Origin of the sequence: Roseburia rectibacter (assembly GCF_014287515.2) — a bacterium.
Taxonomy (GTDB): domain Bacteria; phylum Bacillota; class Clostridia; order Lachnospirales; family Lachnospiraceae; genus Roseburia; species Roseburia rectibacter.
This window is the reverse complement of record NZ_CP092473.1, coordinates 2417726-2432298: the sequence shown is the minus strand read 5'-3', so window position 1 is coordinate 2432298 and position 14573 is coordinate 2417726. Positions and strand designations below refer to the sequence as shown.

Here is a 14573-nt window from a genome sequence, read left to right as displayed (position 1 = left end):
TGATCTCAATATTATTATGTTTTCATAAAACAGGAAAAAGGAGCGGTTATGAAACCAGTCAGTCTTACAATAAGTGCATTTGGACCATATGCGGGAGAACAGACCATAGATTTTGAACGGCTTGGATCACAGGGATTATTCCTGATTACAGGAGATACCGGAGCAGGAAAGACTACAATTTTTGATGCGATCACATTTGCATTGTACGGGGAAGCCAGCGGTGATGTGCGCAAAGCGGATATGTTCCGCAGTAAATACGCCAAAGCGGATGTGAAAACATTTGTGCGTCTGACGTTTGAGTATGCAAATAAGCGGTATATCGTAGAACGCAATCCGGAATACATGCGTCCAAAAGGACGCGGAACTGGAATGACAATGGAAAAAGCGAATGCTACGTTAGAGTATCCGGATGACAGGGAACCGGTGACAAAAAGCAGAGAGGTTACACGTGCCATCACAGAACTGATTGGCTTAGACTGCAAACAGTTTACCCAGATAGCGATGATCGCACAGGGAGATTTTCAGAAAGTATTGTTTGCAAATACGGAGGAGAGAGGAAAGATCTTTCGACAGATATTCGGTACAGATATTTACCGTGTGCTGCAGGAACGGCTGAAAGATGCTGTGAAAAAGCAGTGGAGGGAATATGATGAACTGCGGCGCAGTATCAATCAGTATATGGATGGAATTGTTTGTGATAGTGATTCATTGAATGAAGAAGGGGCAGCAATCGCTGAAAAAATGAGCCTGCTCAAAAAAGAAAAGTTTGATGGCAGGGTGGAAGAGGGAATTTTGCTTTTAGAGCAGCTCTGCCAGGTACAGAAAGAGTCATTAGAATATTTACAGAATGAGAAACAGACACTTGATGAAAAGATCAGAAGTGCGGATGAACTCAGTGGAAAAGTACGGGAAAATACAAAAAGAAAGCAGTTATTAGAAGAGAAAAAGCAAAGATTAAAGGAATTAGAACCACTACTTATAAAGGCAAAAGAAGATATGTTGTACGCCCAAGAAGCAGCAAAAGACTGCGAAAGATTAGACAGGGCAGTGGAGGAATATGAAAAGAAGCTGACACTATATGAAAAAATCCAGAAACTTGACCTGGCACAGCGGACAAAACAGCAGAATATAGAAGAGAAAGTTCAAAAAAAGCAGCAGGAGGAACAGAGAAAAATCAGGCTGGAGGAAAAACTGCAGCAGGAGAAAGAAAATTTAAAATCATATGAGGGTGCTACTGTAGAAAAACAGCGTGTGGAACGGGAAATCCACACAATTACAGAAAAAAGAGATTCGTTAGAAAATCAGAAAAAAAAGATTGTTGAACTGGAAACGGCACTTTCAGTCAGAAAGGAAAGTTTAAGTTTACAAAAGAAAACAGAAGATCATCTGTTAATGCAGGAACAAAAACTAAAAGAAGAACAGGAACAGAAGAAAGATGCTGCAGGCTGTGAAATTGTCTGTAAGAACGCATTAAATGATATCCGGCAGAAAATAAGAAATCTGACAGAGATTACGGAACAGTTGGAAACGGCAGCAAAAGAAGTGAAAAGACTGGGCATGGAACAGGATAATGCACAGAAGAAGTATGATACGAAAAGCAGCGAACTGCAGCAGCAAAAAGAAATGTTAGAGCAGGTTTCCGACGCAGAAAGAAGGGAAAAACAGGCTGAAACAGAGAGTATTAAGGTATCGGAAGCGATACGCAGACAGGATGAGCTGGAAGATAAGTTAGAAGATTGGGAAAAAATCAGTAAAAACAGGGAAAAGGCACAAAAAGAGTATCAAAAAGAGGTCACAGCGCAAAAACAGATCAGTGAGCATTACAGGAAGATGGAGCAGCAATTCTGGGATGCACAGGCAGGAATATTGGCACAGGGACTGAAAGAAGAAGAACCGTGCCCGGTCTGTGGCTCGGTGCATCATCCCCTGCCGGCAGTTATACCACAGGAGACTCCGGAGAGGGATGAGTTAGAGAATGCGAAAGCGGAGGATGCAAAATCAAGGGAAAAAGTCAGCAGGCTGAGTGAAAAGGCACATCAGCTTATGGTACAGGAAGAAGAAAAAATATCTGCTGTATTAAAAGATGCAAAGGAATTATTGGGAATATCTGATGACAAAATGTCTTTAGCAGAGATCAGGCTGGAGAATCAAAAACAAAAGAATGCGAATGAGGTACAAAGACAAGAATATAAAAGTCAAAAAGAAAAGGCAAAGAATGATTTGGACACAAAGAATCTGTTAGAACAAAAGATGCAGGATACGCAGAATGAACTGACGCTGTTAAGTGAAACGAAGAATGCCCTTGGACAGAAGAATGCTACGGCAAAGGAACGTTATACACAGCAGAAACAGCAGTGGGAGAAAAATATTGCTGACTGTGGCTTTATGCTGGAAAATACAGAAGATTCCCAGATTGTTTTATCACAGCTTTCCCAAATTGAAAGAGAACGAAATATGCAGTTTTTGCAGGCAAAAAAAGACAGGGAGCGTGTGGAACAGATTGCAGGTGAATTAAAAGAAAGTGAAGAATCAAAGCAAAAAATACGTGTAACGATCAGCAGCATCCAGGAAGAAATCGCAAAACTGACAGGAAATAAAGAGACTGTCGAAAAGCAGATGAGAACAGACATGCAGTCTGTATGCGGTCAGGCAGATATCTTCGGAAATACCGGCACTACTATCGTGCAGAAAATACAGGAAGCAGAGCACGAACAGATGGCTTTCGCAGAGGATGTGATTGTCATGATGCAAAATGCAGCCAGTGAAAAACAGGTGGAATTATCCAAAAAGCAGGAGAAAGAACGAAAAAAGGCTGCATTAGAAAAGCAGATTCCGCTTGATGAAACAGAAATAAAAGAACTTACCAGTCAGATCGGTGCGGCAGAAAATGAGATAATACGTTTACAGACAGAGTATGTAAACGAAGAAAAAGGTTTAAAAGAACTGAAAGAGCAGGTAGAAGATATTACAAAAGAGGAAGTACAGTCACAGATAGAAAAATGTACGGAACAAAAGAAAAATCTTGAAGAGAACAGGGAAAAGACGAGGGAAACCTATAATAATTACGAAAAAAATACGGAGAGTGAAAAAGGTGCTATTCAGGTACTTCTTGGTCAGATTAGGGAGACAGAAAAGTTGATAGCACTTCCGGAAGAAGAAATCGAAAAACAGGCGGAAGAACTGCGGACAAAAAGAAGTGAGATCGAAGAAAACAGGGCATCAAAATATACTTCTTATCATGCGAATATGAATATCTGTGAAAATGTCAGTAAAAAACAAAAGGAGATTGCACAGACTGAACAGAAATATGTCTGGATGAAGTCGCTTTCCGATACAGCAAGCGGTATGTTGACCGGAAAGGCAAAGATCGAATTAGAAACTTACGTGCAGATGGCTTACTTTGACCGGATATTGATCCGTGCAAACAGGAGAATGCTTACGATGAGCAGTGGGCAGTATGAACTGCAGCGTGAGGAGGAGACAGGAAGCCGCAAGGAAAAAGCAGGATTGGAACTTTGTGTGGTAGACCATTATAACGGAACAAAGCGCAGTGTCAAGACACTTTCCGGCGGAGAGTCATTTCAGGCATCATTGTCGCTTGCACTTGGATTGTCGGATGAGATACAGTCTTATGCAGGCGGAATCCGTATGGATTCCATGTTTGTGGATGAAGGGTTTGGCTCGCTTGATGAGGATGCCCTAGAGCAGGCATTAAAGGCATTGTTACAGCTTACAGAGGGTAATCGTCTGGTAGGCATCATTTCACATGTATCGGAACTAAAAGACCAGATTGACAAAAAAATCATTGTAACGAAGCATCGGACGCCGGAAGGTGTCAGCAGTGCTGCACAAGTGGAGTAAAATATAGTGAATTAGTATAAACTTTTTTTCTTGACTTCACCACTGTATAGTGCTATCATCTGAAATAGAGTGAGCAGAGCGTTCATGAAGGGGTACACCACCTTGGGTGTATTTCTTTGTGAACGCTTTTTTTGATTCATAGGAAATTACGTCCTATGAATCAAAAAGCCCTCCGGGCAGGATGCGCATCTCGCGGAGAAGAAGTTAGCTGTAAATAGCACTGCTCGAGTGCGAAAGAGTCGCAAGCGACTCTTTGTTTTTGCCTGAAAAAACAAAAGGAGGAAAATGAAAGGATTTATGGAGATCAATGGAAAGCATGCAACGTTGCCGGAAGGGACAACGATACTTGATTACTTAGAGCAGAATCATTACGTGTTAGCACAGATTGCAGTTGAGCACAATTATGTGATTTTAGACAGGGAAGATTATGCGAAAGTTGTTTTAAAGGATGATGACATTTTAGAAATTGTCAGTTTTATGGGTGGCGGCTGTTAAGCTGGCATAAGCGGAATATCTGGCAGAAATAAAGAAAATTGTAAAAGAAAAAAGAGTTGATAGCTGTGTTATCAGAAAAGATATAACAGTACAGACATAACAGAAAAGAGGAAAAAAATGAGTGAAATGACGAAAGATACATGGACATTAGGAGGACATGAGTTTACCTCCAGATTTATATTAGGTTCCGGAAAATATTCCTTAGAGCTGATTGATGCAGCAGTAAAAGAAGCAAAAGCAGAGATCGTGACGATGGCACTGCGACGTGCAAATGAGGGTGGTGTGGCAAATATCTTAGATTATATTCCAAAGAATGTGACATTGCTGCCAAATACATCCGGGGCACGAAATGCAGAGGAGGCAGTCCGTATTGCAAGACTGTCAAGACAGATCAGCGGCAGTGATTTTGTGAAAATCGAGGTCATTCATGATTCAAAATATCTGCTGCCGGACAATTATGAGACAGCGAAAGCAGTAGAAGTGTTAGCAAAAGAAGGATTTGTTGTAATGCCATATATGTATCCGGATCTCAACGCAGCACGTGATATGCAAAACGCAGGTGCAGCCTGTATCATGCCGCTTGCGGCGCCGATCGGTTCAAACCGTGGAGTATGTACAAAAGATTTTATCCAGATATTGATCGATGAGATCGACCTGCCGATTATCGTGGACGCTGGCATTGGAAAACCATCCCAGGCATGTGAAGTTATGGAAATGGGAGCAGCAGCGGTTATGGCAAATACTGCGATTGCGACAGCAGGTGATATTCCGGCAATGGCATCTGCTTTCCGTGAGGCTATCGAAGCCGGAAGAAAAGCATACCTGTCGGGTTGTGGACGTGTCAAGATGGGTGGGGCAAGTGCATCTTCTCCACTGACGGGTTTTCTCTCTGAATAATTCAGAAGAATCAGAGTGGCAAATATGGGAGCAGAATAAAAATTAGTTTTATGGAAATTTTGAATCAGAAAATATAATGCATTTTTTATAATTTGATTTGAACAGAAAAATGAATATAAAAAGTTTCGGGTTCAAAATAAGCACAGGGGATAAAAAATCATGGAACATATCAATGAAAGTATTTTAAGCGACGAGATAAAGGAACACCAGAAAGAAGCAAGAATCGATCATATGACATATTTGCCGGGGATGGAAGCGTTGAGATCCGATATCACAAAACAGGTGGTTGAAGTAATGCAGGCATATGATTATGACAGTTACACAGCGGAAGATGTACGGAGGGCACTTACAAAAAGAAACCGTACACCAGAAGATTTTGCAGCGTTGCTGTCACCTGCGGCAGAGCCTTTTATTGAAGAAATGGCACAGTGCGCAAAGGTGGAAAAAGAAAATCATTTTGGTAATTCTGTCTGCTTTTTTACACCACTTTATATTGCAAATTATTGTGAAAACTACTGTATTTACTGTGGATTCAACTGTCATAACCGCATCCGCAGGGCAAAGCTGAATACGGAGGAAATTGAAGCAGAAATGGCTGAGATCGCAAAATCAGGTCTGCAGGAAATATTGATTCTGACAGGTGAGAGCAGAAAAATGTCGGATGTGGAATATATTGGAGAAGCATGTAAAATTGCAAGAAAATATTTTAAAGTCATAGGACTTGAAGTTTATCCGATGAATTCTGATGAATATGCATATCTGCACAAATGCGGTGCAGATTATGTGACTGTTTTTCAGGAAACCTATAATTCAGATAAATACGAGACACTTCATTTAGCAGGACACAAACGTATTTTTCCATACCGTATGGAGGCACAGGAGCGTGCAATCCGCGGCGGTATGAGAGGTGTGGGATTTGCAGCACTGTTAGGGCTGGATGATTTCAGAAAAGATGCGTTTGCGACAGGAATGCATGCTTATCTGCTGCAGAGAAAATACCCGCATGCAGAGATTGCTTTTTCCTGTCCGAGACTTCGTCCGATTATCAATAATGACAAGATCAACCCGATGGATGTGCATGAAAAACAGCTTCTGCAGGTTGTGACGGCGTACCGTCTGTTTATGCCATTTGCAAGTATCACGGTTTCTACCAGAGAGTGTGCGAGGGTAAGAGACAGTCTGATGGAGATCGCTGCAACAAAGATTTCCGCGGGAGTCAGCACCGGTATCGGAAGCCATGCAAAGGGACTTGAGGATCGGGGAGATGAGCAGTTTGAAATTTCGGATGGAAGGACAGTAAAACAGGTGTATGATGCATTGCTTGAAGAAGGACTGCAGCCTGTTATGAGTGACTATATTTATGTATAAAAAAGAAAATCCAATTCCGGGAAAAATAATTGCGGTTACAAATCGCACACTTTGTGACCGCTCATTTTTAGAACAGGTTAAAAGAGTATGTGAAAAGAAACCAGCGGCGCTGATATTAAGGGAAAAAGATCTGCCGCAAACAGAATATGAAAGTCTGGCAATACAGGTTTTAAAAATTTGTGCAGAATATGGGGTGATCTGTATTCTGCACAGTTATCTGGAAGTCGCAGAGCGGTTAGGGAGCAGGTACATTCATCTGCCGCTTCCATTATTAAGAGTTTATATGGAAAAAACGGAAAATGGGAAAAAGCAGACAGAGACAAAAGTTAAAATGATCTTAGGCTGTTCCGTTCATTCTGTGGAGGATGCTATCGAGGCGGAAAAACTAGGTGCATCTTATCTGACCGCAGGTCATATTTTTGCCACAGATTGTAAGAAGGGGCTTCCGCCGCGTGGAACAGAATTTTTAAAGCAGGTGTGTAAAGCCGTGCATATACCGGTATACGCTATCGGTGGAATCGGGTTTGGTGATGGAAAAGTTGACCTTGTGTGTGAATGTGGGGCAGAGGGAGCATGTATCATGTCAGCGTTTATGACAATATAACATAAAAAATATAAAAATTTCAATCAAATTTCTCATGTCGCATTGCACCTGTTTCAAGAATCTGCTATACTAAATCGGATAGTAAAGTGGAGGGACGATATGTCACAGGCAGTTGTTATAAAAAGTAATAAATACGGGATACATCTTGTATTAAGCAATGAGATATCTTTTAAAGCACTTTTAGATGCCATCGTCGAGAAGTTCAAAGAGTCAGAGAAGTTCTTTAAAGGGGCAAAACTGGCGATTTCTTTCGAGGGAAGAAAGCTGACACATGATGAAGAAATGGCTATCATTGATGCAGTGACATCTAATACAAGTATCGAGATATTGTGCATTGTAGATCATGATCCGGACCGTGAAGCATACGTCAAGCAGCAGATCGAAGAATATCAGGCATCTGTGCAGCAGCCGTATGTGGATGGAGGGACTCAGTTTTACCGCGGAACGCTTCGCTCAGGTCAGACACTTGAGAGCGAAACAGGTATTGTAGTGGTAGGTGATGTCAATCCGGGCGCAGCAGTCATGGCAAACGGCAGTATCGTTGTACTTGGAGCGGTAAAAGGAAGTGTCTATGCAGGACTTGGTGGAGATGACAGTGCATTTATCGTTGCACTGGATATGGACCCGATTCAGATCCGCATTGGAAATGTTCTGGCAAAGAGTCCGGACAAACCTTTTGGCAGGCGTAAAATAAGAAAAAAGGTCAAGGAAACGACCACGTCTCCGCAGATTGCGTATTTAAAAGATGGAACAATCTGTATTGAACCGCTGACAAAAGAACTATTAAGCGATATTTAACGGCAGGAGGAATTTTTTGAAATGAGTGAAGTTATTGTAATTACGTCCGGAAAGGGCGGAGTTGGTAAAACGACTACAACCGCAAATGTTGGAACAGGTCTGGCACAGTTAAATAAAAAAGTAGTGCTGATCGATACCGATATCGGACTTCGTAATCTGGATGTTGTAATGGGACTTGAAAACCGCATTGTTTACAACCTGGTAGACGTTGTAGAAGGAAACTGCCGTGTTGAGCAGGCATTGATCAAAGACAAAAAATATCCGAATTTATGTCTTTTACCGTCAGCACAGACGAGAGATAAGTCAGCAGTATCTCCGGAGCAGATGCAGGCGCTGATCGAAGATTTAAGACAGGATTTCGATTATATTTTATTAGACTGCCCGGCAGGAATCGAGCAGGGATTTAAGAATGCCATTGCAGGTGCAGACAGAGCACTTGTAGTTACAACACCTGAGGTTTCCGCAGTGCGTGATGCAGATCGTATCATCGGACTGCTTCAGGCAAACCAGATCCAAAAGGTTGATCTTATCGTAAACCGTCTGCGTATGGACATGGTAAGACGTGGCGATATGATGAATGTAGAAGATGTGTGCGATATTTTAGCGATCAATCTGATCGGTGCAGTACCGGATGATGAGAATATCGTAATTTCTACGAATCAGGGTGAGCCGTTAGTTGGCAGCAACTGTCTTGCAGGACAGGCATATCAAAATATCTGCCATCGTATTCTTGGCGAGGAAGTCGCATTCCTTGATCTTGAGGCAAAACAGGGAGTATTTTCAAAATTAAAAGATTTATTTAAGAAAAATTAGGAGGAACAGTCATGGGATTGATGGACTTATTTAAAAAGAAAAGTTCCGGTGATGTTGCAAAAGACCGTTTAAAACTTTTGCTGGTGACTGACCGCGCAAGCTGTTCCCCGGAAATGATGGAGCAGATCAAAAACGAGATCATTCAGGTAATTTCAAAACATATGGATATTGATATGGAAGGCCTTGACATCCAGATCACACAGACAGAGTCAGAGTCAAACAATGGAACTGTACCGGCATTGTTTGTTAATATTCCAATCCGTGATATCAGACACGGAAATTCATAAAAACTTATCATTATATATAAGAGATCATAGACTGTTCGAAGGAGAATACAGATTTTCGTTTGAACAGTCTTTTTTAGTACTATTGACATATGATATTGAAAATGCTAATATCATACTAATTTGATATGAATTAAATGATAAAAGAGAAAAAGGATGCGGCAACTGATAACAGAAATACAAAGGATGAGCAAAGGAGCAGTATCCCGGAATGGAGTATGTCATGAAGTACGATTTTGATGAAGTAGTAGAGCGAAGAGGAACCGGATGTTTAAAATATGATTTCGCAAAAGAGCGTGGAAAAAAAGAAGATGTATTGCCACTGTGGGTTGCTGATATGGATTTTAAGACTGTGCCGGCGGTAACAAAAAGACTGCAGAAAGCAGTGGAACATGGGATTTATGGGTACAGTGACAGTAAGGAAGATTATTTTGCAGCAGTGTCAGGATGGTACCGTGATCATTTTGACTGGAACACAAAGCAGGAATGGATGATAAAAACTCCAGGGGTCGTTTTTGCACTTGCGGCAGCAGTACGTGCTTATACAGAAAAAGGCGATGCCGTACTGATTCAGCAGCCGGTATACTATCCATTCCGTCAGGTGATCGAATCAAATGACAGAAAGTTAGTCAGCAGTGATCTCGTCTTGCGGGATGGTCATTATGAGATTGATTTTGAAGATTTTGAGGCAAAAATAAAGGAACATCAGATTCATTTGTTTTTACTCTGCAGTCCGCATAATCCGGTAGGACGTGTCTGGAAAGAATGGGAATTAAGAAAGATCGGAGAAATATGTCTGAAATATCAGGTTGTTGTTGTCAGCGATGAGATCCATAGTGATTTTGTGTATCCGGGAAATAAACATTATGTATTTGCGTCTATAGAACCGGAATTTGAGAAGATATCCGTGATCTGTACAGCACCAAGCAAAACATTCAATCTTGCCGGACTTCAGGTGTCAAATATTTTTATTGCTGACGAAGGATTGCGTAAAAAATTTATCCGTGCGGTGGATCAGGCGGGGTACAGTCAGGTAAACCTGATGGGACTTGTCGCGTGTCAGGCTGCTTATGAAGAAGGAGCAGAATGGCTTTTGCAGTTAAAAGAATATCTGCTTGGAAATCTTTCCTTTGTACGTGAATATCTGAAAGAAAATCTGCCAGAAGTCAAATTGATCGAGCCGGAAGGAACGTATCTGATCTGGCTGGATTTTGAAGCGCTTGGACTGGAAAGAAAAGAACTAGAGGCTCTGATCGACAAAGCCGGACTGTGGCTGGATGCCGGAGCTATTTTTGGAAAAACAGGAATAGGATTTGAGCGCATTAATATTGCATGTCCGAGAAGAACATTAGAGCAGGCGTTTGTGCAACTGAAAAAAGCGGTGGATCAGTTGAAGTAGTATGGGATAAATGCGGGTTTGTTTATGAAATAAATCGTCCGCTCAAATAGTATTTCGTAGGTTTGTGAGTGGCATCTTGCGCAAAGCCGAAGTAATTTTTGTTCCGTTGTACGAAAATAAGAAGAGTCTAAGTGTGTCTGAGTTAGATTTTCTCGGAGTGACGTGAACGGCAACAACGAGTCATCCATGACTCGATGCTGCCTTGTTCTGCCATCCGTGGCAGAACATCACTGTGTATCTACAGACACACTAAGATTTTCTAATTTTCTCCCAAAGTCACAAAATTAGCTCCGGCTTTGCGCAAGATGCCCACCTCCAGGTTGTGAACACCATTTGGGTGGGCGGTTCATCTCAAAATCTGGGGGCGTAAGTGCGGATTTTTGATATTCGCACGAATGGAAATATGCTTAAAATCCTAAGGTGCTGTATCATTGATATTCAGCCTAGTGACTTCCCAGAATTTCCATCTGCTACATTGTACTACATGAATTGTTTCGTAAATTGTCAGACCAATAACACAAAATATTCTTCAAATGTGTATGGCAATAAACATGAGCATAGTGGAATATATTGAGGTTTTTGCCAGCGTTATCAAACAAATAATAAATTATTGAATATAGTTATTTAGAAATATTTTTTAATCAGATTCAGACACAAAACACTAAAAATTTACGCACCCCCAAGGTTGTAAAATGAGTTCCCCGACGAAGGGTGGTTCACAGCCTTACGGCTGGCAAATCGCATCAAGCCGGGATTGCTTTTGTGACTTTGGGAGAAAATTAGAAACTCTTAGGATGCCTGTCCGTAACACAGTGTTGTGCTGCCACGGACGGCAGCACAAGTCCTAATGTGCCCGGACGGCACATTTAGGACGCACACGTCACTCCGCCCCAACCTGAATCAGGCATACTTAGACTTTCTTATTTTCGTACAACGGAACAAAACGAGTCCCGGCTTGATGCAATTTGCCAATCGAAAACCCCCGGAACCACCCTACACAGGGAAACTCATGTCACCCGCAAACCAGTATTTATAGGGGCAATTCATTTTATAAGTCGATATCTAGTTCTACCGGGCAGTGGTCTGAGCCGAAAATATCTGTATGGATCTTTGCACCGGTGAGTTTGTCTTTGAGCCGGTTTGATGTGATAAAATAGTCAATACGCCATCCGGCATTCTTTTCACGTGCCTTAAAACGATAAGACCACCAGGAATAGATCTGTTCCATATCCGGATAAAAATAACGGAAAGTGTCTGTAAAACCGGCGCCTAAAAGTTCTGTCATTTTTGCACGTTCTTCATCTGAAAAACCGGCATTTTTCCGGTTCGTTTTTGGATTCTTTAGGTCAATTTCCTTGTGTGCTACATTTAAATCTCCACAGAGAATGACGGGTTTTACGTCATCAAGTTTCTTTAAATAAGTACGGAAATCATCTTCCCACTGCATACGGTAAGGAAGACGTGCCAGTTCATTCTGTGAATTTGGTGTATAACAGGTAACCATATAAAAATCAGGGTATTCCAAAGTGATGACACGTCCTTCTTTGTCGTGTTCTTCGATACCGATGCCGTAGGTCACATTTAAAGGTTCTTTTCGGGTAAAAATTGCGGTGCCGGAATAACCTTTTTTCTCTGCGTAATTCCAGTACGAAAAATAACCGGGCAGTGGAAGGTCAATCTGTCCTTCCTGTAGTTTCGATTCCTGAATACAGAAAATATCTGCATCTATTTCATGAAAAAAATCAAGAAAACCTTTTTGAATACAGGCACGCAGCCCGTTGACATTCCAGGATATCAGTTTCATAGTAATCTCCATTCTACGTGTGAAAAATATCTTTTTTACACGAATCTCTATTTCTTTTTTCTGCAAAATATCATAGCATTATATTTTGTGCTAAACAAGGAAAATATGCAATTGCTGCTGACAAAACAGTGTATGTATATTGTTGATAACAGAAAGAAGTGGTGTTTCCATATTGTAGGGAGAATGGTATAATTTATTTCAATAAGTAAGTTCATGGCAGGTAGGAATTGATGAAACGAGTTTTTTTACAACAAAACCAGAACAGGACAGTGCTGGAACTATTGAGAGCACAGGGGGAATATTTAGATGCACCCTGCAATGGAAAAGGTACCTGTGGAAAATGTTGCATTATAATAGAAGAAATACAAAAAGCAGATCCACCCAAACCACGGGAAAAAGAAGTGTTTACAGAGAAGGAGTTAGAAGAAGGATGGCGTCTTTCCTGTATGACGATTCCATCAGGCGATATGTATGTGCGCATTCCAGAAGAAGGTGGGGAGCAGATGCATGTGCAGACTGAATTTATCCGTGGAAAAAAGGAAGCAGGTGATGGGCAAGGAGTATCTGTATGGGAAAAGGAAGATGCAGGGGACAGGCAGCCGGAATTTATCGAAAAAAAGAGAACAGAAGATAACCAGCAGATATCACTGGCTTTGGAAATGCCATTAGAGAGCGTAGATACAGAAAACTCTACATATGGCATTGCAATCGATATCGGAACGACCACGCTGGCAGGCGAGCTGATTTCACTTACGGATGGAAAATGCATAAATACAGCAGTGTGCGTCAATCATCAGAGAGCATATGGAGCAGACGTGATATCAAGAATCCGGGCGGCAGCGTCTGGTGACGCAGAAAATTTAAGACAGAGCATTTTAAAAGATATAAAAGATCTGGTAGGAATATTGCTTGCTGGGCAGAAAATGGATGAACAAAGCACACAAAGTGTCAGTAAGATCGTGATTGCTGGAAATACAACTATGTGCCATTTACTGCTTGGGTATTCCTGTGCGGGACTTGGAATTGCGCCGTTTACACCGGTAAATCTTGCGCCGGAGAAGATGACTTGGAGCGAATTAACCGGAGAGTGTGAAGATGTAAAGAAAGGCATAAGTATTGGAGAATATGGAGATGGAGGAAACATCAGAAGCACTGGAGAGCATGGAGATGTCAGAAATAGTGGGAATATCGGAATAAACCAGTGTGCGGAGGTATACATCGTTCCGGGAATCTCTGCTTTTGTCGGAGGTGATATTACAGCAGGTATGATCGGATGCGATATGCGTCCGGATCAGTGTGAGATGCTGATCGATATTGGAACAAACGGTGAGATGGTCTTATCTGCGGGGGATCATTTCCTTGTATCATCCGTTGCAGCAGGACCTGCATTCGAGGGTGGAAACATATCCTGTGGAGTGCCGGGAGTACCGGGGGCTGTCTGCCGTGCAGTTCTGTTCGGAAAAGAAAATATGGTGACGAAAATGATTGGTGGCAAACCCGCGATCGGGTTGTGCGGAACAGGAATTATTGACGTGATGTACGAATTAGTGCGCCATCGTATCGTTGATACACATGGAACCCTGAAAGAGCCATGGTTTACCAAAGGGTTTCCGGTCGTACCCGGTAAAATCTATTTTACACAGGAGGATATCAGACAGGTACAGATGGCGAAGGCAGCTATCTGCGCAGGTGTGGAAGTTCTGCTGCAGAAAGCACATATACCATATGAACAGATCAATCGGGTATATGTGGCAGGCGGATTTGGTACAGGTCTTGACATGGAAAAGGCAGTTGGGATCGGACTTCTGCCGTCAGGACTACGAGGAAAGCTGATTCCTGTCGGAAACAGCGCCTTGGAGGGCGCTGTCTGTTGCCTGACTGGCAAAAAAGAAAAAAATGGGCTGAAGCCAGAAAAAATTACAACGTTATCGAATGAAATCAATCTTGCAGACACAGAAGAATTTCAGAAGCTGTATGTAAAGCATATGCAGTTTCCATTTTATTGAAGTGAGAATAGAGTGTGAGGGGGGATTGGTTATAACATCATAAAATTCAGGTACGTCAGAAGATGATCAAAAGGACAGGGGTATTTATTAGAAAAAAATACCTCTATTTTTTTACATCTGATTTTCAATGACCAAAAATCAAGGTATATTTTATCAATTATTTACGGTATTTTAATTTTCTTCCCTTTTATATAATAAATACAACAAAAGCAGTTCGGAAATATTTTTTTTAAAGCAAAACTTA

General features: G+C 41.6%; 11 protein-coding genes. 10 read left to right on the top strand and 1 reads right to left on the bottom strand.

Annotation, left to right across the window (positions count from 1 at the left end; all coding sequences use genetic code 11):
* Positions 1-48: 48 nt before the first annotated feature.
* The 9 genes from H8S51_RS11520 (at position 49) to H8S51_RS11480 (ending at position 10519) form a co-directional block, all read left to right on the top strand.
* Positions 49-3861 carry an AAA family ATPase gene (locus tag H8S51_RS11520; RefSeq protein WP_186900455.1) on the top strand — a complete coding sequence of 1271 codons (3813 nt, stop codon included), beginning with the start codon at positions 49-51 and terminating at the stop codon, positions 3859-3861.
* Positions 3862-4146: 285 nt separating this feature from the next.
* The gene (thiS, locus tag H8S51_RS11515; protein WP_241070691.1) at positions 4147-4356 is read left to right on the top strand and encodes a sulfur carrier protein ThiS; all 210 of its coding nucleotides are present in this window, start codon (positions 4147-4149) and stop codon (positions 4354-4356) included.
* A 117-nt stretch (positions 4357-4473) separates the two neighbouring features.
* Positions 4474-5253 (top strand): thiazole synthase, encoded by a 780-nt coding sequence (locus H8S51_RS11510; protein WP_117922300.1) that lies wholly within the window; start codon positions 4474-4476, stop codon positions 5251-5253.
* A 159-nt stretch (positions 5254-5412) separates the two neighbouring features.
* Positions 5413-6621 (top strand): 2-iminoacetate synthase ThiH, encoded by a 1209-nt coding sequence (thiH, locus tag H8S51_RS11505; RefSeq protein WP_186900454.1) that lies wholly within the window; start codon positions 5413-5415, stop codon positions 6619-6621.
* Positions 6614-7225 (top strand): thiamine phosphate synthase, encoded by a 612-nt coding sequence (locus tag H8S51_RS11500; protein ID WP_186900453.1) that lies wholly within the window; start codon positions 6614-6616, stop codon positions 7223-7225. Before thiH ends, H8S51_RS11500 begins: the two co-directional genes overlap by 8 nt.
* Positions 7226-7324: 99 nt before the next feature.
* Positions 7325-8023, top strand: coding sequence for a septum site-determining protein MinC (gene minC / locus H8S51_RS11495; RefSeq protein WP_117922303.1), 699 nt, complete (start codon positions 7325-7327; stop codon positions 8021-8023).
* Positions 8024-8044: 21 nt separating this feature from the next.
* Positions 8045-8836, top strand: a complete 792-nt coding sequence (gene minD, locus H8S51_RS11490) for a septum site-determining protein MinD (RefSeq protein WP_118210614.1) — start codon at positions 8045-8047, stop codon at positions 8834-8836.
* Between the two features lie 11 nt (positions 8837-8847).
* Positions 8848-9123, top strand: coding sequence for a cell division topological specificity factor MinE (gene minE, locus H8S51_RS11485; protein ID WP_006857669.1), 276 nt, complete (start codon positions 8848-8850; stop codon positions 9121-9123).
* A gap of 208 nt (positions 9124-9331) precedes the next feature.
* Complete coding sequence (locus tag H8S51_RS11480; RefSeq protein ID WP_186900452.1) at positions 9332-10519, top strand: MalY/PatB family protein; 1188 nt, start codon at positions 9332-9334, stop codon at positions 10517-10519.
* 1048 nt (positions 10520-11567) lie between these two features.
* Here the strand turns inward: H8S51_RS11480 and H8S51_RS11475 are convergent.
* Positions 11568-12323, bottom strand: coding sequence for an exodeoxyribonuclease III (locus H8S51_RS11475; protein WP_186900451.1), 756 nt, complete (start codon positions 12321-12323; stop codon positions 11568-11570).
* A gap of 230 nt (positions 12324-12553) precedes the next feature.
* On the opposite strand from H8S51_RS11475, the gene H8S51_RS11470 reads away from it, so the two are divergent.
* Positions 12554-14329, top strand: coding sequence for an ASKHA domain-containing protein (locus tag H8S51_RS11470; protein ID WP_186900450.1), 1776 nt, complete (start codon positions 12554-12556; stop codon positions 14327-14329).
* The last annotated feature ends 244 nt before the right edge of the window (positions 14330-14573 follow it).

Bases quoted from the DNA above. Each gene is read 5' to 3' on its own strand.
- H8S51_RS11520 (WP_186900455.1), top strand. From the start codon at position 49: ATGAAACCAGTCAGTCTTACAATAAGTGCATTTGGACCATATGCGGGA.
- thiS (WP_241070691.1), top strand. From the start codon at position 4,147: ATGAAAGGATTTATGGAGATCAATGGAAAGCATGCAACGTTGCCGGAA.
- H8S51_RS11510 (WP_117922300.1), top strand. From the start codon at position 4,474: ATGAGTGAAATGACGAAAGATACATGGACATTAGGAGGACATGAGTTT.
- thiH (WP_186900454.1), top strand. From the start codon at position 5,413: ATGGAACATATCAATGAAAGTATTTTAAGCGACGAGATAAAGGAACAC.
- H8S51_RS11500 (WP_186900453.1), top strand. From the start codon at position 6,614: ATGTATAAAAAAGAAAATCCAATTCCGGGAAAAATAATTGCGGTTACA.
- minC (WP_117922303.1), top strand. From the start codon at position 7,325: ATGTCACAGGCAGTTGTTATAAAAAGTAATAAATACGGGATACATCTT.
- minD (WP_118210614.1), top strand. From the start codon at position 8,045: ATGAGTGAAGTTATTGTAATTACGTCCGGAAAGGGCGGAGTTGGTAAA.
- minE (WP_006857669.1), top strand. From the start codon at position 8,848: ATGGGATTGATGGACTTATTTAAAAAGAAAAGTTCCGGTGATGTTGCA.
- H8S51_RS11480 (WP_186900452.1), top strand. From the start codon at position 9,332: ATGGAGTATGTCATGAAGTACGATTTTGATGAAGTAGTAGAGCGAAGA.
- H8S51_RS11475 (WP_186900451.1), bottom strand. From the start codon at position 12,323: ATGAAACTGATATCCTGGAATGTCAACGGGCTGCGTGCCTGTATTCAA.
- H8S51_RS11470 (WP_186900450.1), top strand. From the start codon at position 12,554: ATGAAACGAGTTTTTTTACAACAAAACCAGAACAGGACAGTGCTGGAA.